The 19,183-nt window shown below is 68.3% G+C and carries 20 protein-coding genes; 1 reads left to right on the forward strand and 19 read right to left on the reverse strand.

The features are described 5' to 3' along the window. Positions 1 to 5: 5 nt before the first annotated feature. From CHB86_RS21490 to ruvC, 14 genes are all read right to left on the reverse strand, one after another. Positions 6 to 1,682, reverse strand: a complete 1,677-nt coding sequence (locus CHB86_RS21490; protein WP_089235178.1) for a formate--tetrahydrofolate ligase — start codon at positions 1,680 to 1,682, stop codon at positions 6 to 8. Between the two features lie 199 nt (positions 1,683 to 1,881). Next, complete coding sequence (gene ftsH / locus CHB86_RS21495) at positions 1,882 to 3,807, reverse strand: ATP-dependent zinc metalloprotease FtsH (RefSeq protein ID WP_089235179.1); 1,926 nt, start codon at positions 3,805 to 3,807, stop codon at positions 1,882 to 1,884. A gap of 123 nt (positions 3,808 to 3,930) precedes the next feature. Next, a complete protein-coding gene (tilS, locus tag CHB86_RS21500; protein ID WP_089235180.1) occupies positions 3,931 to 5,169 on the reverse strand; it encodes a tRNA lysidine(34) synthetase TilS in 1,239 nt (412 codons plus the stop codon). A 55-nt stretch (positions 5,170 to 5,224) separates the two neighbouring features. Then, positions 5,225 to 6,049, reverse strand: coding sequence for a tol-pal system protein YbgF (gene ybgF, locus CHB86_RS21505; RefSeq protein ID WP_089235181.1), 825 nt, complete (start codon positions 6,047 to 6,049; stop codon positions 5,225 to 5,227). A gap of 10 nt (positions 6,050 to 6,059) precedes the next feature. Further along, positions 6,060 to 6,599, reverse strand: a complete 540-nt coding sequence (pal, locus tag CHB86_RS21510; protein WP_245838266.1) for a peptidoglycan-associated lipoprotein Pal — start codon at positions 6,597 to 6,599, stop codon at positions 6,060 to 6,062. 141 nt (positions 6,600 to 6,740) lie between these two features. After that, a complete protein-coding gene (gene tolB, locus CHB86_RS21515; protein WP_089235182.1) occupies positions 6,741 to 8,072 on the reverse strand; it encodes a Tol-Pal system beta propeller repeat protein TolB in 1,332 nt (443 codons plus the stop codon). A 104-nt stretch (positions 8,073 to 8,176) separates the two neighbouring features. Beyond that, a complete protein-coding gene (locus CHB86_RS21520; protein ID WP_141134953.1) occupies positions 8,177 to 9,418 on the reverse strand; it encodes an energy transducer TonB in 1,242 nt (413 codons plus the stop codon). Further along, the gene (gene tolR, locus CHB86_RS21525) at positions 9,411 to 9,890 is read right to left on the reverse strand and encodes a protein TolR (RefSeq protein WP_089235184.1); all 480 of its coding nucleotides are present in this window, start codon (positions 9,888 to 9,890) and stop codon (positions 9,411 to 9,413) included. The genes CHB86_RS21520 and tolR overlap by 8 nt, the downstream gene beginning before the upstream one ends. Positions 9,891 to 9,893: 3 nt before the next feature. After that, positions 9,894 to 10,589, reverse strand: a complete 696-nt coding sequence (gene tolQ / locus CHB86_RS21530; protein ID WP_089235185.1) for a protein TolQ — start codon at positions 10,587 to 10,589, stop codon at positions 9,894 to 9,896. Between the two features lie 264 nt (positions 10,590 to 10,853). Continuing rightward, positions 10,854 to 11,240, reverse strand: coding sequence for a tol-pal system-associated acyl-CoA thioesterase (gene ybgC / locus CHB86_RS21535; RefSeq protein WP_089235186.1), 387 nt, complete (start codon positions 11,238 to 11,240; stop codon positions 10,854 to 10,856). 78 nt (positions 11,241 to 11,318) lie between these two features. After that, complete coding sequence (locus tag CHB86_RS21540; protein WP_089235187.1) at positions 11,319 to 11,948, reverse strand: hypothetical protein; 630 nt, start codon at positions 11,946 to 11,948, stop codon at positions 11,319 to 11,321. A gap of 148 nt (positions 11,949 to 12,096) precedes the next feature. Continuing rightward, complete coding sequence (gene ruvB, locus CHB86_RS21545; RefSeq protein WP_089235188.1) at positions 12,097 to 13,128, reverse strand: Holliday junction branch migration DNA helicase RuvB; 1,032 nt, start codon at positions 13,126 to 13,128, stop codon at positions 12,097 to 12,099. Between the two features lie 123 nt (positions 13,129 to 13,251). Then, entirely contained in the window at positions 13,252 to 13,914 is a 663-nt protein-coding gene (ruvA, locus tag CHB86_RS21550) for a Holliday junction branch migration protein RuvA (RefSeq protein ID WP_089235189.1), read from the reverse strand. Continuing rightward, entirely contained in the window at positions 13,911 to 14,414 is a 504-nt protein-coding gene (ruvC, locus tag CHB86_RS21555) for a crossover junction endodeoxyribonuclease RuvC (RefSeq protein WP_089235190.1), read from the reverse strand. The genes ruvA and ruvC overlap by 4 nt, the downstream gene beginning before the upstream one ends. Before the next feature lie 345 nt (positions 14,415 to 14,759). On the opposite strand from ruvC, the gene CHB86_RS24320 reads away from it, so the two are divergent. Next, positions 14,760 to 14,966 (forward strand): DUF1127 domain-containing protein, encoded by a 207-nt coding sequence (locus tag CHB86_RS24320; RefSeq protein WP_141134954.1) that lies wholly within the window; start codon positions 14,760 to 14,762, stop codon positions 14,964 to 14,966. Positions 14,967 to 15,092: 126 nt separating this feature from the next. Here CHB86_RS24320 and CHB86_RS21565 read toward each other — a convergent pair whose 3' ends face one another. From CHB86_RS21565 to CHB86_RS21585, 5 genes are all read right to left on the reverse strand, one after another. After that, positions 15,093 to 15,425 carry a hypothetical protein gene (locus CHB86_RS21565; protein ID WP_089235192.1) on the reverse strand — a complete coding sequence of 111 codons (333 nt, stop codon included), beginning with the start codon at positions 15,423 to 15,425 and terminating at the stop codon, positions 15,093 to 15,095. A gap of 91 nt (positions 15,426 to 15,516) precedes the next feature. Continuing rightward, positions 15,517 to 16,389, reverse strand: a complete 873-nt coding sequence (locus CHB86_RS21570; protein ID WP_089235193.1) for a 50S ribosomal protein L11 methyltransferase — start codon at positions 16,387 to 16,389, stop codon at positions 15,517 to 15,519. A 65-nt stretch (positions 16,390 to 16,454) separates the two neighbouring features. Continuing rightward, positions 16,455 to 16,862, reverse strand: coding sequence for a P-loop NTPase family protein (locus CHB86_RS21575; protein WP_425445435.1), 408 nt, complete (start codon positions 16,860 to 16,862; stop codon positions 16,455 to 16,457). A 187-nt stretch (positions 16,863 to 17,049) separates the two neighbouring features. Beyond that, positions 17,050 to 17,712: a peptide-methionine (S)-S-oxide reductase MsrA gene (gene msrA, locus CHB86_RS21580; RefSeq protein WP_089235195.1), complete on the reverse strand. Its 663-nt coding sequence runs from the start codon at positions 17,710 to 17,712 to the stop codon at positions 17,050 to 17,052. A gap of 80 nt (positions 17,713 to 17,792) precedes the next feature. Continuing rightward, positions 17,793 to 19,028, reverse strand: a complete 1,236-nt coding sequence (locus CHB86_RS21585; protein WP_089235196.1) for an MFS transporter — start codon at positions 19,026 to 19,028, stop codon at positions 17,793 to 17,795. Between the last annotated feature and the right edge of the window lie 155 nt (positions 19,029 to 19,183).

Consider the following 19,183-nt stretch of genomic DNA (forward strand, 5'->3'; position numbering starts at 1 on the left):
TCGGCTCAGAACAGGCCCTCGACGTCACCGGCCGCGTTCAGACCGATCTCCTCGGCCGACGGCACGCGCGGCAGTCCGGGCATGGTCATGATCTCCCCGCAGATGACCACCACGAAGCCGGCGCCGGCCGACAGGCGCACCTCCCGGACCGGCACGCCGTGCCCCGTGGGGGCGCCGCGCCGGGTCGGGTCGGTGGAGAAGCTGTACTGCGTCTTGGCCATGCAGATCGGCAGGTGCCCGTAGCCCGCCGCCTCCCACTGGCGGAGCTGGTCGCGGATCTTCTGGTCGGCGAGCACTTCGCTGGCGTGGTAGATCCGCTTGGCGATGGTCTCGATCTTCGCGAACAGCGGCATCTCGTCGGGATAGAGCGGCGCGAACTGCGCCCGCCCGGAATCGGCGATCTCCGCCACCCGCGTCGCCAGCGCCTCGGTTCCGGCCGAGCCATCGGCCCAGTGCGTGCAGAGGATCGCCTCGGAGCCCTGCGCCTCCACATAGGCACGCACCGCCGCGATCTCCGCCTCTGTGTCGGAGGTGAAATGGTTGATCGCGACCACCACCGGCACGCCGAAGGATTTCACGTTGGCGATGTGGCGGCCGAGGTTGGGGCAGCCGGCCTCCACCGCGGCGACGTTCTCCGCCCCAAGGTCGGCCCGCGCCACGCCGCCGTTCATCTTGAGCGCGCGGATCGTGGCGACAATCACCACGGCGTCGGGCGCGATCCCGGCCTTGCGGCACTTGATGTTCATGAACTTCTCCGCCCCGAGGTCGGCCCCGAAGCCGGCCTCCGTCACGACGTAATCTGCGAGTTTCAGGGCGGTGCGCGTTGCGATCACGGAGTTGCAGCCATGGGCGATGTTGGCGAAGGGACCGCCATGGACGAAGGCCGGGTTGTTCTCCAGCGTCTGCACGAGGTTGGGCTGCATCGCGTCCTTGAGCAGGACGGTCATGGCGCCGTCGGCCTTCAGGTCGCGGCAGTAGATCGGGCTGCGGTCGCGGCGATAGGCGACGATGATGTTGCCCAGCCTCTCCTGCAGGTCCTCAAGGTCCGCCGCGAGGCAGAGGCAGGCCATGACCTCGGAGGCCACGGTGATGTCGAATCCAGTCTGCCGTGGGAAGCCGTTCGAGACGCCGCCGAGCGAGGTGACGATATCCCGCAGGGCCCGGTCGTTCATGTCGAGCACCCGGCGCCAGGTGACCCGGCGCTCGTCGATCTCCAGCGCATTGCCCCAGTAGATATGATTGTCGATCATCGCCGCCAGCAGGTTGTGGGCGCTGGTGATGGCGTGGAAATCGCCGGTGAAATGAAGGTTCATGTCCTCCATCGGCACCACCTGCGCGTGCCCGCCGCCGGCCGCGCCGCCCTTCATGCCGAAGCACGGTCCGAGGCTCGCCTCGCGGATGCAGATCGCGGCCTTGCGGCCGATCCGGTTCAGCCCGTCGCCCAGGCCGACGGTCGTGGTCGTCTTGCCCTCGCCCGCCGGGGTCGGGTTGATCGCGGTAACGAGGATCAGCTTGCCGTCGGGGCGCTCTCCAAGCGAACGGATGAACGCCTGTCCGACCTTGGCCTTGTCGTGGCCATATGGAATCAGCGCCTCGGTCGGAATGCCCAGGCGGTCCCCGACCTCCTGAATCGGCTTCTTGCGGGCCGCGCGCGCGATCTCGATGTCGGATTTCTGGTTCATGTTCGTCCTCCCTACCGGCGGAAACCGCCGCTCCTCCCTTCGCTGATAGCCCCGGAACACGGCGAAAGGGCGAACCATTCCGACATTTCGCCTCCCGCCAGCGGCGAAGGCGCTGCGGCACGGGACTCAAAAGAAGAAGCCCCGGGGCGCAGACGCTCCGGGGCTTCGGGATTCATCGGGCTGTGCCGTCCTCCACGGATCAGACCGTGGGATCGGGCTCCAGGTCCGGATCGGGATCCGATTTCGGCGCCTTGGGCTTGGTCTTCGGAATGGCGGTGAGCGACGGCGTGCTGCCGCTGTCGGCGTGGCTGTCGTCGTCGTCGCCGCGATTGAGCGGCTCGCCATTGATGACCTTCTGGATCTCGGGCCCGGTCAGGGTCTCGTACTCCAGCAGGCCCTGCGCGAGGTTCTCGAGGTCCTGATGCTTCTCGGTCAGGATCTGCTTGGCCCGCTCGTAGCCTTCGTCGACCAGCCGGCGCACTTCCTCGTCGATCCGCTCCTGCGTCTCGGGCGAGGCATTGGCCGCGGCCTGGTAGTTGCCGAGATACGACTGCTGTTCGTTGGCATAGTCGATGTAGCCGAGGTCGTCCGACATGCCGAACTGGGTCACCATCGCGCGGGCGATCTTGGTGACCTGCTGGATGTCCGATGCGGCGCCGGAGGTCACGTTCTCCTTGCCGAAGATCAGCTCCTCGGCGACGCGCCCGCCCATCGCCATGGCGATCTTGGACTTGTACTTGGTGTAGCTCACGGACAGCTGGTCGCGTTCGGGCAGAGACAGGACCAGGCCGAGCGCACGGCCGCGCGGGATGATCGTCGCCTTGTGGATCGGATCATGCTGCGGGACGTTTAGGCCGACGACCGCGTGACCGGCTTCGTGATAGGCGGTCAGCTTCTTCTCGTCCTCGGTCATGACCATGGAGCGGCGTTCCGCGCCCATCATGACCTTGTCCTTGGCGTTCTCGAAATCCTCCATCGTGACGAACCGGCGGCCGACACGGGCGGCCATCAGCGCGGCCTCGTTCACGAGGTTCGCAAGGTCCGCACCGGAGAAACCGGGCGTGCCGCGGGCGATGATGCGCAGGTCCACGTCGGGGCCGAGCGGCACCTTGCGGGCATGGACGCCGAGGATCTTCTCGCGGCCCTTGATGTCCGGGTTCGGCACCTGCACCTGGCGGTCGAAACGGCCGGGACGCAGCAGCGCGGGGTCGAGCACGTCGGGGCGGTTGGTGGCCGCGACGATGATGATGCCCTCGTTGGCCTCGAAACCGTCCATCTCGACGAGGAGCTGGTTCAGCGTCTGCTCGCGCTCGTCGTTGCCGCCGCCATAGCCGACGCCACGGGAGCGACCGACGGCGTCGATCTCGTCGATGAACACGATGCAGGGCGCGTTCTTCTTGGCCTGCTCGAACATGTCACGCACGCGGGAGGCACCGACACCCACGAACATCTCGACGAAGTCGGAGCCGGAGATGGTGAAGAAGGGCACGCCCGCCTCGCCGGCGATCGCACGCGCCAGCAGGGTTTTACCGGTGCCCGGAGGGCCGACGAGCAGCGCACCTTTCGGGATCTTGCCGCCGAGGCGCGAGAATTTCTGCGGGTTGCGCAGGAACTCGACGATCTCCTCGAGCTCTTCCTTGGCCTCGTCGATGCCGGCGACATCGTCAAAGGTCACGCGGCCGGACTTCTCGGTCAGCAGCTTGGCCTTGGACTTGCCGAAGCCCATCGCGCCGCCACGGCCACCGCCCTGCATGCGATTCATCAGGAAGATCCAGATGCCGATCAGGATGATGAAGGGCAGCAGCGTGCCGATATAGGCCAGCAGACCGTTCTGCTGCTGCGGCTCGGCGGTGACGTCCACGCCCTCTTCGATCAGGCGGTCGGCCAGGTCGGTTCCTTCGGGGATCACCGAGGAATAGACGTTGCCATCGGTGCTGCGGATGCGGACCCGCTCGCCGTCGATGGTGACGGACGAAACCGTGCCGTCGTCAACCTGCTGAATGAATTCGGAATAGCTCAACGTGCGGGTCGCCATGGTGCTCTGGCCACCGCTGAAGAGGTTGAAAAGCGCCAGGATCAGCAGAAACAGAACGACCCAGAAGGCGATATTACGGGCATTTCCCACGGGGGTGCGACTCCTCAATCAGGCCTGCAGCGCGTGCAGACCGGGTTCTCCCTAAGATAGTGGATCGGCGCTGAGGTTCAACGCGATAACCGACGTGTGGAGAAATCGGTTGCCGGTCCCGGATCAGAGGCTGTCGGCGAACCCTGTCGCGACCTCGGCGGCAAAGGCGCAATCCGGTTCGATCAGCGGCGCGGCGACAAGCCGCTCACCGCTCCAGACGGCCGGACCGGAAAGGCATGTGACCCGCGGAAGCCGGGCCTCGCGCCAGTCCGGGCGTTGCAGGATCCCATGGGGGCCGAGGCAGCGCACCTCCATCCCCGGCTCGAATGGGCCGGACACCATCCAGCGACCGTCCCACCGCGCCCCCGGGGCGACGGGCGCGGCGCGGGCGGCGGCTTCAGGCTCGCGGGAGATCCGGAGCCCGTGGCCCCCGGTGCGAAGGATGCAGCCGTGCAGCGTGAGCCCGGCGCGAAGCGCGCCGTCGTCGGAGAGAACATTGGCAAGCTTGCCCGCGCGCGGGGTGTATTCCGCGCCCGAGACCCATCGAAGCGCGGCGTTCAGGAAACGGCGGGCAAGGTCGTCGGGAAGGGAGGCGAAGGCGTCCGGCGCGACAAGGACGTCGCCGGCGGCAATGCGGCAATGGTCGCGGATGAAGGCCCGCAGCAAAGCGTCGAGCCCCTCCCGGGTGCTGCGGAGATTCTCGACACTCCGCGCCAACGCCTCCGGCGTGACGCCTAGCGGCGCCAGCAGTTCCAGCGCCTGCCGCACCCGCACCCGCGCGAAGCGGGGATCCTCGTTCGACGGGTCCTCGACCCAGTCGATCCCGCGGCCGGTGAGCCAGTCGCGCAGATCCGCGCGGCTCTCCTCCAGCAGCGGTCGCAGGAAACGCGCGCCGTCGCGGCGGAACGCGGGGCGCATCCCCGACAACCCGTCCAGCCCCGCCCCACGGGCGAGTCCCAGCACAAGGCATTCCACGTTGTCGTCCCGTGTGTGGCCCAGCAGCACGGTGTCGAGCCGGCGTCGCGCCGCCCATGCGGCCAGCAATCCGTAACGGGCACGTCGCGCGGCATCCTGCAGGTTTCCCTGCGCCTCGCTGCCGCGCCATCGCAGGGTTTCGTGCAGCAGGCCGAGTCCGCGGGCCGCCCAAGCGACCATCGCCGCCTCCTCCGCCGCGGCCGCGCGCAGGCCGTGGTCGACGCTCGCCACCTCGGCATGCAGCCCGGCGGCACCAGCCCAGTGGGCGGCAAGATGCATCAGCGCCATGGAATCGCCGCCGCCTGACACCGCCACCCCGATCCGGGGTGGCAGGGGCGCCGGCATCAGCGCCTTCATGCGCGCGTCGAAGCGTTGGGAGAGGGTCATAGGCCCGTCAGCGATGGGAGATCGGGCAACGGGCCGGCGGATCGGATGCCTCGGCTCAGGGGCATCCCAGGCCGGAGCGCGATGCCAGGGCTTCGGTCGCTTCGGTACTGCCCGGGAATCGGGTATCGACCTCGCCCAGCGTGATGCAGGCCTCGTTGGTCTGGCCAAGCCGCCCGAGGCTCTGACCCAGCCGCAACAGCGCCTGCGGCGCCTGCGCCCCCTGCGGGTCGGCCGAGAAGGAGTTGAGATAGGCCCGGGCCGCCGGGGCGATCTCGCCCAGCTCGGTCAGCGCATCCCCGTGGTGGAAATGCGCCGAGGCGGTCAGCGGACCGGTGGGGTAGGCCTCGGTAAAGGCCGCAAAGAGATCTGCGGCGCTGCGAAAGCTACGGTCATCGAGCGCCGCCTTCGCTCGATCGAATTCCGCCTGTTCGGCCATGGCGAGCTGTGCGCCGCCGTTGTTTTCAGATGGCAACGCCGTGGCCGGCGCCTCGGGCAACGCACCGCCGCCGAGGGTTGGCGTGTCTCCGAGCGCACCGATGTCGCAGCCCTCTTCCAGTTCGCAGAGACGGAACTCGAGATCGCCGATGCGGTTGGTGCCGTCGGTGACGATCCGGTCGATGCGGAACTCCAGCTCTTCGGACTTGGCGGTCAGCCGCTGCAGCTCGCTCTCGATCACGTTGACCCGGTCCAGCACGGTCGTGGAGGGCGCCAGCGCGCCGACCGGGCCCGTGGTGGAAAGCTCACGCTTGAGCCCCTGCAGTTCCACGTAGAGCACGGAAAGCTCCTGGCGGATGTCCGCGAGGGTCTGCGAACGGTCCTGGGCAAAACCGGTTACAGGAATGGCCGCCGCGAACACGGCGGCCAGAACGGTCAGGCGCATGCCAGCCTCCTCAGCTTCCCAGCCCGGCCTGCAGCACGGTCACCGCGCGGCGGTTCTGGGCATAGCAGGCCTCTTCGGAGCAGATCTCGATCGGACGCTCCTTGCCGTAGCTCACGGTCTTGAGCCGGGTGCCGGCGACGCCGCGCGACATCAGGTATTCCTGCACGGCGTTGGCGCGACGGGCGCCGAGAGCGAGGTTGTACTCGCGCGTGCCCTGTTCGTCGGCATGGCCTTCGATGGTCGCGTTGTAGGCGGTGTTGGTCGACAGCCAGTTGGCCTGCCCGTCCAGCGTCGAGCGGGCCTCCGGGGTCAGGCTCGACTGGTCGACCGGGAACAGGATGCGGTCCCCGACGGCGGCCTGGAAATAGGCCGGCGAGGAGGGATCGGAGGCGCTGCCGGGCGTGATGCCGGCCCCCGCCCCCGCGCCGCCCGCGCCGTAGCTGTCCGAGCCGGAGCCGAACCGATCGGGATTGGTGCAGGCGGTCAGGCCGACCGCACCGATGAGAAGAACTGCCGTGATGACGGGGTGGGCCATGATCTTATTCTCCATGACTGCCTGCTGCCTCTGACCTCTCCTAGCACCCTGCCAGCGGGTTGGGAACGCCCTGCTGCGTGTGCACGGCAGCGAGACGTGCATTTTTTGACGTGAATCCGGCCCGAAAACCGGGCCGGAAGGGGTGATGGGCACCGATCAAGGCAGAAGCGGCGACCAGGCCGGGTCCGAAGCGGCGCCGGGCGTCGGCACCCGCTTGAGGTTGCGCCCGGAGATGTCGACCGACCACAGCGAGGGTTGCCCGCCGGCGCCGGCGCTCTCGCGCGTGAACATGATCACCCGGCCGTTCGGCGCCCAGGTCGGGCCCTCGTCGAGGAAGGCGCCGGTGAGCAGGCGCTCCTCCGATCCGTCGGTGCGCATCACGCCGATGTGGAACCGGCCCTGGTTCTGCTTGGTGAAGGCGATCAGGTCGCCGCGCGGGGACCAGACCGGCGTGCCGTAGCGGCCCTGCCCGAAGGAGATCCGCCGCGGCTCGCCGCCGCTCGCCGGCATGATGTAAAGCTGCTGGGTGCCGGAGCGGTCGCTTTCGAAGACGATCTGGCTGCCGTCCGGCGAGAAGCTCGGCGCGGTCTCGATCGCCGGGGTGTTGGTCAGCTGAACCGGCTGGCCGCCGATCCGGGTGGCGAAGATGTCGGTGTTGCCGCCGACCGAGCGCGAATAGACCACCGTCTGCCCGTCCGGACCGAAGCGCGGCGCAAAGGTCATCGCCCCCTGCCCGGTGTTCAGCGCCTGCTGCCGCACGTCGCCGACCTGCATCAGGTAGATCTCCGGCTGGCCAGTGGCATAGGAGGTGTAGAGCACCCGGTCCCCGGTGGGCGAGAAACGCGGCGCCAGCACGATCGAGGAGCTGTCGGTCAGGTACTGCACGTTGGCGCCGTCGTAATCCATCACCGCCAGCCGCTTCTCGCGGTTGTCCTTCGGGCCGCTCTCGGAGACGAAGACGACGCGGCTGTCGAAATAGCCGCCCTCGCCGGTGATCCGGGAATAGACCTGGTCGGCCACCTTGTGCGCCAGCCGCCGCCAGGAGGTGGCGGAGCCGCCAAGCCGCAGCCCCTCGCCCAGTTCGCCGCCGGAAAAGACGTCGTAGAGCCGGAACTTCACGCTGACAGAGCCGTTGGCATCCGCCGAAACCGCACCGGTGATCAGCGCCTGGGCGTTGATCGCCTTCCAGTCCGCATAGGCCACCGGCGCATCGAAGCTGGTGACCCGGCTGATGTGCGCCTCCGCCGGGATCCGGCGGAACAGCCCGGTTCCCTCGAGGTCGGCGGCGATCAGGTTGGAGATGTCGGCGGCCAGCTGGGTCGCGGCCGGCGTCTCGGCCACGAAGGCCGGGAGCGCGAACGGCAGGGGCTCGATCACCCCCTCGGTGATCTCGATCCGCAGCGGACCCGATTGCGCCGTAACCGGCGTCGCGGGCAGCCCGCCTGCGGAAAGCAGGGCGAGGACAAAGGCAATGGAGCGCAGGAACATCGGTTGGAACCCTTTCTGTCGGGGCTGGAATGCGGGGACCTTGGCGACAAGGCTGCGATGCCCTGGCCGTCGCGGCCGTGTCTCTGGGACGGCGAGCCGGGGCATCAGCGTATCCTCATCTGCTCGGGGTTGAAGGTCATCTCGATCTCCCGCCACTGGCCGAATTTCTCCGGCGGCAGATCATAGCCGCTGCTGCCGCACCGTATGATCGCGCGGCGCGCGGCCTCGAATGCGGTTGCGGCGGCGGCGTCGCTGCCGCCCTCGGCGCTGATCATGCGGATCGAGCCGGTGTCGGGCGTGGCGTTCTCGTTCATCCGGACGAAGACGGTGACGGTAACCCGCTGCGCCTCGGAGCTCAGCGAGCCAATGTTCCAGCATTGCTGGACCCCGATCCGCAGCGCGTCCTTCTCGCCGGAGGTGAGCGGCGGACCGGTCGGCGCGGTGCCGGTGCCGGCCTCCGCCTCGCCCGCGCCGGAGCCGCCGGAGGGGGCGGCCTCCGCAACGGCGGCGGCGATGGCATCGGCCATGGCATCCTCGGCCGGAGGCTCGCGCGGCGTCTCGGCCGCCGGCTTCGGCGGCGTCGGGCGCTCGGGCTGCGCCGGCTGGGCGGCGGGCGTGGGTTCAGGCTGCGGACGGCGCGGACGGCTCTGCGGGCGCGGCGTGCCGGACGGCGCAAGCGCGACCTGCGCGCCGCCGGATTCCTCTACGGCCTCCGGCACGATCCGCGTCGCGGCCTCCTCGGGCGCGGCGGCGTCCTGCGGCTCGGCCGGGGTCTCGGTGGCGGCGCTCTCGTCGGGGCGCACGGCCTCCTGAACCTGCTCGGCGACCTCGGTGTCGGGCTCGGGCGCGGGAGCGGCTTCGGGCGCGATCCGTGGCGCGACGCGCGGCACCGGCGCCACCTCCGGCGCAAGCTCTACCGCCGCCCCTTCGGGCGTTTCGGGCGAAACCGGCGCGGGCGGCGCCTCGGGGGCCACCTCGGCCTGCGGGGTCTCGAAGGTCTCGTCGAATTCCGGCGCCGGTTCCGGCGCTTCGGTCGCGGCGGGCTCTGGGGCCTCCGCCGCTTCGGGCGCCGGGTCCTCCGCGGGAGGCTCGGGCGCGACCTCCTCCGGGCTCGGCGCTTCGGGCGCACTCGGCGCGTCAAGGTTCTCCGGAACCTCCGGCGCGGCACTCCCCGCCGCCAGCATGGCGGCGAACTGCTCTCCGGAGACCAGCGTGACCTCGGAGAATTCCATCGGCTCGGGCCGGTCGAACGCAAAAAGGCCGCCGAAAGCCGCCCAGAGGATCAGCCCGACATGCGCAGCGCCCGAGATCTTCACCCCGGTATTCATGAAAGCCGTCTCAGCCATCCTCGCCATCGAAGGTCGGACCGCCGGTGTCTGTCACCAGGCCGATGTTCGAAAAGCCGCCGGCATTGAGCGCACCCATCACCTGGACGACCCGCTCATAGGGGATCGCCCCGTCGGCGCGCAGGAACACCTTGTCGTCGGCCCGCTCGGCCGCGACCGCCCGCAGGCGCGAGACCAGCTCGTCCTCGGCGATCTCGGTGGTCATGATCGACAGCTGACCCTCCGCGGTGAGCGTGACGACGAGCGGCTCCTCCTGCTCGTGCGGCAGCGCCTGCGCCGCGGTCTTGGGAAGCTCCACCGGCACGCCGACCGTCAGCAGCGGTGCCGCGACCATGAAGATGATCAGCAGCACCAGCATGACGTCCACGAAGGGCGTGACGTTGATCTCGGACATCGCGGCCGGATGCCGCCCCGCCCGGCGGCGCCGGCGCGTGCCGCCACCGCCCTGGGATTTGATGACCCCCGCACCCATGGTTCAGGAGTCCAGCTGGCGCGACAGGATGGTGGCGAATTCGTCGGCAAAGCTCTCGTAGCCGCCGATGATCCGGTCACTGTCGGAGCTCAGCTTGTTGTAGAAGATCACCGCCGGAATCGCCGCTAGCAGGCCGAGCGCGGTGGCCACGAGCGCCTCCGAGATACCCGGCGCGACGACCGCGAGGTTGGTGTTCTGGGCGATCGCGATCTCTTCGAAGGCGTGCTTGATCCCCCAGACGGTGCCGAAAAGCCCGATGAAGGGCGCCGTCGAGCCAGTGGTTGCCAGGAAGCCGAGACCACGGTTCAGGCCCTCCGCCTCCTTGGCGATGGCCACGTCCATCGACCGGTCGATCCGCGCTTGCGCGCCGGCAATCAGGCCGCCGTCCTCGCGATGCGAGCGGCGCCATTCGATCATGCCGGCGGCGAAGATGCGTTGCGACGCGCTGGTCGGATCGGCCCCGATCTCGTCGAACAACTCGTCGAGCGGCTCGCCCGACCAGAACTGCGCGTCGAAAGCGTCGGATTCGCGGCGGGCGAGGCGATACATGATGTGCTTCTGGATAATGATCGCCCAGCCCCAGAACGAGGCGACGATCAGCATCAGCATCACCAGTTTGACCGTGAATGTCGCGCGGGCAAAAAGCGCCCACATGGAGAAATCCATCTCCGTTGCAAGGGGAAGGGTCGAGGGATCCATACTGCCTGCTCGTGTTACCTGCCGCTCTCTCGGCGGCCGTTCTTGCGCCCGAATCTACCCGGTTTACAGGGGAAACGCCAACACGAAGGCGTGACGGCGACAATATTCCGACACGGATCCGGCGCACCGGGGCCGGAGTGCGCGGATATCCGCCATGGGAGGGGCCAAAAACCGGGGGGCTCCCGCCCACGCGACGGCGCGCTGACGCGCTTGCGCGTGGTTGGGGGTAGCAGGCCTTCGGCCTGCGAATGGCCGTTCCGGCCGCTACATCCGCGCCCTGATATAGGCCGGAATCCGGGCAGGACGGCCGTCGGTGGTCATCGTGGCCACGACGACCCGCGCCGCAAAGAGGACCCGCTCCCCCCGCATCACCCGCTGCTCCATGACAAAACTCGCGCCCTTCACCTGCACCAGACGGGTTTCGACATCCAGCAGGTCGTCCAGTCGCGCGGGCGCGAGGTAGTCCGCCTCCACCCGGCGAACCGCGAAGACGATGCCCTGCTCGTCCTTCAGCGCATTCTGATCGACGCCGAGGTCACGCACCCATTCGGACCGGCCGCGCTCGATGAACTTGAGGTAATTGGCGTAGTAGACGATCCCCGCCATGTCGGTGTCTTCGTAATAGACGCGCAGGGAATGGATATGAGGCATGGGTGGTTCCCGGGATCTGACGGGTTGGGGCTACGCCGATGCCGCGCCGCCCGCAAGCCTCCAGGCGCGGAGCGGCCGTCACTCGGCGGCCGGCCCGATCCTCGCGAACAGGCGCAGCGCGTGGCTCGGATCGTTGGCGACTTCCGGCATCATGGGGTCATAGACGGCGCGTATCACGCCGGCGATCTCCGGCCGCAGCACCGCGTTCCCCTCCGGCGTCACGGCCAGCGGGGAGCGGTCACGGAAGGCGCTATCCGACCATAGCAGGATCGACCGCGCCATCTGTGCCAACGCGAGGTCCTCCGCCGGCACCTCGGACATCTCCGCATCCATCCGCAGAAAGACGAAGCAGGCGCGGATCGCGCCGCTCTCCTCGAAACGGTACATGCGGTATTGGTTGGCCCCCGCGGCAACGAGACGAGCGACCATCTCGTCCAGCCCAGGCACCAGCCCACCCAGGTCGGGCACTTCCAGCAACTCCTCCCAGTCCCGGAAGAAGAAGACCATGAGATTTGCGCCCATTTCCGGGTCCGTCTCGGCCATCCTGTGGCCCGCCAGCGCCACCACCGCCTCGCAGGCCCCCTTGACCACTGCAAGGGTCGCGTCCTCGACCCCGAAGACGATCGGCACGATCGGCCGTCCCCAGCGGGCGCAGAGGTACTGGCCATCCGACCGGGTGAACAGATCCTCGATATCCTGTGGCGTCATCCTTCAGCCCCTTTCCAACCCGATCACGCCCCCTCACCAAGGCTGCGCGCGTCCCGCTTCTTCTGTCCGAAAATATCCTCAGTGGGGAGCGCCGCAAGGCACGGAAGGGGGGCAGAATGCCCCCTTCCGTGCGTCGTCGCAGGCACCTTCAGTCGAACAGCGCCCCCTGCCCCGGCGGTTGCGGCGCGGCAAGACCCAGATGCGTCCAGGCCTTCTGAGCCAGCATCCGCCCGCGCGGCGTCCTCTGTATCAGCCCCTGCTGAAGCAGGTAAGGCTCGATGACCTCTTCCAGCGCGTCCCGGCTCTCGCTCAGCGCGGCCGACAGCGTCTCGACCCCCACCGGCCCGCCACCGTAGTTCTCCGCGATCAGGGAGAGATACCGGCGATCCGCGCCGTCCAGCCCGAGGCCGTCGACGCCGAGCCGGGTGAGCGCCTCGTCGGCCAGGCTGCGGGTGAGCCGGCCGTCGCCCACGACCAGCGCGAAATCCAGCACCCGGCGCAGCAGGCGTCCGGCGATACGGGGCGTGCCGCGGGAGCGCGCGGCGATCTCGCGGGTACCGTCGCGGTCGGCGGGCAGGTCCAGCAGCCGGGCGTTCCGGCTGACGATCTCGTGGAGCTCGTCCACAGTGTAGAATTGCAGCCGGGTCGGGATGCCGAAACGATCCCGCAGCGGCGTTGTCAGCAGGCCGAGCCGCGTGGTGGCGCCGACCAGGGTGAAGGGTTGCAACTCGATCCGCACCGTGCGCGCCGCAGGCCCCTCCCCGATCACCAGATCGAGTTCGAAATCCTCCATCGCCGGGTAGAGGACTTCCTCCACCACCGGGTTGAGGCGGTGGATCTCGTCGATGAACAGGACGTCACGGGCCTCGAGATTGGTCAGGATCGCGGCGAGATCGCCGGGCCGGGCGAGGACCGGGCCGGAGGTCATCCGGAAGTTCACCCCGAGCTCCCGGGCGACGATCTGGGCGAGGGTCGTCTTGCCGAGGCCCGGGGGGCCGTGAAACAGCGTGTGATCCATCGCTTCGCCCCGGCGGCGGGCGCTTTCGACGAAGACCGAGAGGTTGGCGCGGGCTTCTGCCTGACCGATGAACTCCGTCAGAGCCTGCGGGCGCAGGGCGCGGTCTTCGCTGGCATCTCCGGGCTGCTGGTCCGGGCGCAGGATCGGGTCGGGATCGGTCATGCGATGCCCTCGCGAAGCGACGGATGGCGTCGACGGAAGGGGGGTGTCTGCCCTCCGCGCGCCCGGGGTGCGCTCCCCCCGAGGATATTTCCGAACAGGTGAAGGGAATGTCCGGTCATGGGCTTATCCCTTCGGAGCAAGCAGTTTGAGGCTGGCGCGGATCAGATCCGAGGCACCGGCCTCCGGGCTCTCGCCGAGCGCCTGCGCGACGGCGGCTGCGGCCTCGCCCTGCTGGTAACCCAGGTTGATCAGGGCCGAGAGGGCGTCAGACTGGGCCGCGGGCGACCGGGCCGGCGCGGGCCTCGGCGCGGCAGTCGGGCGGGATGCTGGCGCGGTCGGTTCGGGCTCGATGACCTCGGACAGGGACCCGGCCATGGCCATCACGGCGGGGGCCTTGTCCTTGAGCTCGTTCACCACCCGCTGCGCGAGCTTGGGCCCGACACCGGGGGCCGCCCGGATCGCCGTCCAGTCGCCGAGCGCAATGGCGCGGCTCGTGCCATCGGCGCCGAGCGCGCCGAGGATCGCCATGCTGGCCTTGGCGCCGATCCCCTGGACCGAGGTCAGGAGGCGATGCCATTCCTTTTCCTGCAGGCTGGGGAAGCCGAAGAGCTGGAGGAGGTCCTCGCGCACCACGAGGTCGGTGTAGAGCGCGGCGAATTCACCGGTCGCGGGGAGCGCCATGAGCGTGCGATCGGAAACGTAGACGATGTAGCCCACCCCGCCGACGTCGAGCAGGACGTGGTCGCTTCCGCGGTAGTCGATGCGCCCGGCCAGCCGCCCGATCATGTCGCCCTCGCGATGGCGGCCTGCAGCCGTCCGGCGGATTGCAGATGGTGCGCGTGGCAGACCGCGATGGCGAGCGCGTCGGCCGCATCCGGTCCGGCAAGCTTCACACCAGGGAAATGCACCCCCATCATGTGGGCGATCTGTTTCTTGTCGGCATGGCCCACGCCCACGATCGCCTTTTTCACCGCGTTGGGGGCGTATTCGCCGATCGGCAAACCGGCCTTCGCAGGCACCAGCATGGCGATGCCGCGGGCCTGGCCGAGCTTGAGCGTGCCGGCGCCATCGCGGTTGACGAAGGTCTGCTCCACCGCGGCCGCCGAGGGAGCGAAGCGGGCGATGATGTCGGTGAGTTGCTCGAATAGCGAGAGCAGCCTGGCACCCAGGTCGGTTCCCGCGGAACAGCACAGCCCGTTGGCGACGTGGGTGAGTCGCGATCCGTCGACCTGGATCACGCCCCAGCCGAGCGTCCGCAGCCCCGGATCGATTCCGATGACACGCATTTTGTTGCCCTTTTGCCTCGTTCGCTCGTTGTTTTTCTCCGATTAGCACGAATGGAGAACATCGGCCAGCACCCATCGCGGTTTCGGGGTTCGAATGTCCCGCCTCCGGCGTTCGATCTCCGGGCTTTCGCCGCACGGGAGCGACACCGGATACGCCCTTTGCGACATCCCGAGGGGGATCCGCGAAACCTTTTGAAAAAAGGGCCGGAATCCGCCTCCGAGCTATGCGATCCGTGCATGAAAGCTGCGCGAAACTGGCATTTGTGCGCGTCCCCGAGAGTCGCTAGCTGCCGTGGACGGGGTGGCGGTTTCACCTCGGTTGCCAGCCCACGAATGGAGGAGCGCATGGCCTATTACGACACCAGCCGAACCGGCGCCCACACCAGTCTTCGCCGCGCGTTCCGGATTCTGCTCGGCCAGATCATGGCCTGGCGCGAGGATGCGGACTCCCGCCATACGCTTGGGCGGCTCTCGGACCGCGAATTGAGCGACATCGGGCTGAACCGGTCCGATCTCGAGCTGTCGCGCCGGGACGATCTGCGCGGCGCCTGATCGCTGTTGGGGCGAGGCGTCCAGCGCCCGCTTCTTGCTCACTCGGATCTACCAACGACCTTCGGCCGGCCCATGACTGGACCGGCCCAATTGCGTTTGCTCAGGATGCCGCTGGCGCGTGCAGCCTTAGCCGAAGAGCGGCGAAACCCAGGTGGCGATTGCCCGGCTCAGCGGGTCCACGGCCATCACGAAGCCGCCGAACTGCTCGACAATGCTGCCATCCTTCAGGGCCACGACCTTCGCGGCATAGGCTTCGGCGCCGAGCGCGGCGAGCAGGAAGCCCTTGAAGACGACCATGACCAGCAGGACCACCAGGGCCGGCCGAAGGGCGGACCGACGCTCGCGTCGTTCCTTTTCGCGCGTGTAATGGGACTGACCGAGAGTGCCGGCGGCTTCGAAACCGCCGCCCCGCCGGTGGATCTTGTGGATCCTCCGAAGGCGCCCGGAAAATTCTTTCATCTGGGGAGTACTCATGACAACCCGGAATCCTTCTAATGGCGCCCCCACCACAGATCAGACTAGGGCCGGAATATGGCCTTATTATGGACGGTTAAGCCACTTTTCGGAGACAGAGCGTCGTCCAGTCTCCGATTTCCTCGGCCTCGTGGACAATCATCCCCTCGGCAACGTAAGCCTCCACCACCTCGGCGGCCTGTTCGTTCAGCAAGCCGCTGAGAATCGCGTAGCCGCCCGGGCGCAGCGCGCCGGCGATTCCGGGCGCGAGCGCGATCAGCGGCGCCTTGAGGATGTTGGCGAAGATCAGCCCGAAGGGCGCAGCCTCGGCCAGCACCGGGTGATCGAGTCCGGTGGCCTCGATGCACTGCAGCCGGTCGGACAGGCCGTTCGCCTTCGCATTGGCCTCGGCGACCTCGACCGCGACGGGATCGATGTCGGAGGCCAGCATGGTTCCCGGCCAGACGCGGGCGGCCGCCATGGCGAGCACGGCCGTGCCGCATCCGATGTCCGCCACCGGCAGCGGCTCTTCGCCGGCCTCCACCAGCCGGTCCAGCGCCCGCAGGCACCCGAGCGTGGTGCCGTGGTGCCCGGTTCCGAAGGCCATCGCGGCCTCGATCAGGAGCGGCGCGGCATCTTCCGGCACCTGGTCGGAATCATGGCTGCCGTAGACGAAGAAGCGGCCGGCACGAACCGGCGACAGCTCGCGCTTCACCTTGGCGACCCAGTCCACGTCGGGCAATTCGGACACCGCGAAGTCGCGCGCGCCGAAAGCCGCGGCGAGCAGCGCGAGCCCGGCCGCGTCGGGCGTCTCGATGAAGTAGCCGCCGACCTCCCAGAGCCCGGAGCCGTCCTCGATCTCGAAGACGCCGACGCCGGTGGGAACCGGGTCGAGACGCTCCATCGCTTCGCCAAGCGCCTCGGCCTGCTCCCGGCCCGGCAGGGTCGTCAGGGCGGTGTATGTGGGCATGGCAGGCTCCTCGTGCAGGGGGCGGGTCCGGCGCGGCGCGCCTTTGGAAAAGTGATGGGCTGCGGCTAGGGCAGCCGGTGCTCCGGGTCAAGGGCCGCTTCGGAGCAGCGCCGACCTTCCGCGCCGAGAAACGCCAGGATGCGGGAGACCAGGTCCGCGACAGGCGGTGTGGAATTCAGCGTCAGCACCGGGCAGGAGAGCTCGCTGGCCCATGTCGTGTGGCGCGCCCGGTTCCGGCCCGGCAGCAGCCCGTCGTCATAGGCCGCCGCCCATTCGAGGAAGGCCTCGACCTCCTCCGCCTCGTCCGGGGTGTGCACCCGCGCCCGCTCGCGGGCACCCAGCCGCGCGAGCCGGGTTTCGGTATCAAGGTCGAGAAAGACGGCAAGCGTGAAGCGATGGTCGATGCCCTCGCTCCAGCTGTCCATGGACCCCGAAAGCACCCAGTCCCGCCGAGGCAGGAAGATCGTCTCCATCAACCGGCGGCGTTCGGGGATCGGGCGCTTGTCACGGAAGGGCGGGTCGGTCGGATACCAGTAGAAATCGTCTGTATCGAAGTGCTGCGACGCGAGAGCCGTCGCCAGCGCGCGGCCGAGCGTCGAGGTGCCAGACCCGCTGGCTCCGAATATGTGTATGCGATGCCCCGTCGCCGCCCCCGTGACTTCAGCTGCCGGACGTCACGCCCGTACCCATGGGGCAAGTGACCCCGGTGCCGCCGATTCCGCAATACCCTCCGGGATTCTTCGCCAGATACTGTTGGTGATAATCCTCGGCGAAGTAAAAGACCGGCGCCTCGGCGATCTCGGTGGTGATTGCGCCGCGACCGGAGGCGGACAGCGCGCCCTGGTAGGCATCCCGGCTCGCCCGCGCGCGGTCCAGCTGTTCGGGGGACGTCGCGTAGATGGTGGAGCGATACTGGGTGCCGATGTCGCCGCCCTGCCGCATGCCCTGCGTCGGATCGTGGCTCTCCCAGAACAGGCGCAGGAGGCTGTCGTAGCTCACCACCTTCGGGTCGAACACCACGCGGACGACCTCGGCATGGCCAGTCTTGGCGGTGCAGGTCTCCTCGTAGGTCGGGTTGGGCGTGGTGCCGCCGGCATAGCCGACCATGGTCGACCAGACGCCCTCGGTCTGCCAGAACAGCCGCTCGGCGCCCCAGAAACAGCCCATGCCGAAGATCGCCGCTTCCATGCCCTCGGGCACGTCCAGCGTGAGCGGGCGGTCGAAAACGAAGTGCTTGGGGGCGGTCGGGATCGGCTCGGCGCGGCCGGGAAGCGCATCCTCGGGCCGGACCATCTCCATCTTGTCGCGCTTGAACAGGAACATGCAGCGTCTCCTTCTGCGGGTTTCCCGGAATATGGGGACGCACGATGTCCGCGTCCACCTGCATCCCGGGAGCGTGAAGCCTATTCCGCGGGGGCCGCGGCGGGCCGAAGGCGGGACAGGATCGTCTCGTTGCCCGGGCGCGGGTGGCGCGGGATCAGCAGCGACAGGCCGAGCGAGACGCAGGCCATCGTCGCGGCCAGCACAAACACCGCCTCGGGCGCCTTGAGCCAGAGATAGCCGAGCGCCGCCGGCAGGAAGACCGCGGCAATATGGTTGATCGTGAAGGCGACTGCGGCGGTGGGGGCGATGTCGGCGGGGTGGCTGATCTTCTGGAAATAGGTCTTCAGCGCCAGGGCGAGGCCAAAGAAGATATGGTCGAGCACATAGAGCGTTGCCGCCAGTGCCACCCCCCAGCCAAACATATAGATGCCGCCGTAAGCGGCAAAGATCAGCGCCAGCCCGGTGTATTCGAACGCCAGCGCCCGCCGCTCGCCGAACCGCGAGACGACCCAGCCGAACACAGGTGCAAGGCACATGTTGGCCAGCAGGGTGATCATGAACAGACCGGTCACCTGGTGGACGTCGAAGCCGAAGCGCTCCACCATCATGAACCCCGCGAAGACGACGAAGATCTGCCGCCGTGCCCCGGCCATGAACTGCAGCGCATAGTACAGCCAGTAACGGCGGCGCAGGACGAACTTCTTGACCTGCGGTGTGGGCGACTCGAACTGCGGGTAGAGCGCGAGGCAGAGCAGCGCCACCGTGGCCGTGATCAGGCCGGCGGTCATGTAGACGGTATTGTAGTCCAGGTCGAAGGCGCGCCAGGTCATCACGATCAGCCCGTAGGCCACGAGCGTTGCCGCCGATCCGGTGGCCATCAGCCAGCCGAGCACCTTGGGCGCGCGCTCCTTGTCGAGCCACTGGAGTTGCAGCGACTGGTTGACCGTCTCGTAATAGTGGAAGCCGATCGAGCTGAGCATGGTGATCGTCAGGATCCCGCCCAGCGTCGGAAACCACGCGGTCAAGGCGGTGGCAACCCCGAGGAGCAGCAGCGACACCAGGCCGAGCACCTGCTCACGCATCACCCGGATCAGCGCGATCACCCCGATGGCGAGAAAGCCGGGGATCTCCCGCACCGTGTGCAGCCAGCCGATATCGGAGCCGTCGAAATTGGCGACCTCGATGACGAAATTGTTCAGCAGCGCCGACCAGGTCGCAAAGGCGATGGGCATCGCCGCGGCCATCACGAAGAGCAACGTCATGGGACGTCGCCAGAACGGCAGGCTCTGCACCTCGATGAGCGATGTGGTTTGCATGCTTTGCCTGTATCCCTCGCCCCCGGCCTTGGGAAGAAAAATCACCCAGCAGAACTGCACATGCCCCACGCTCGCACGCAGCGGTCGCGTGAGCGCAGGCAGCCGGCGGCTTCGCCGGGGTCCGCCGCCTGATCTGGATCAAGGCGCAGCGGCTT

Source organism: Tropicimonas sediminicola (assembly GCF_900188335.1).
GTDB lineage: Bacteria > Pseudomonadota > Alphaproteobacteria > Rhodobacterales > Rhodobacteraceae > Tropicimonas > Tropicimonas sediminicola.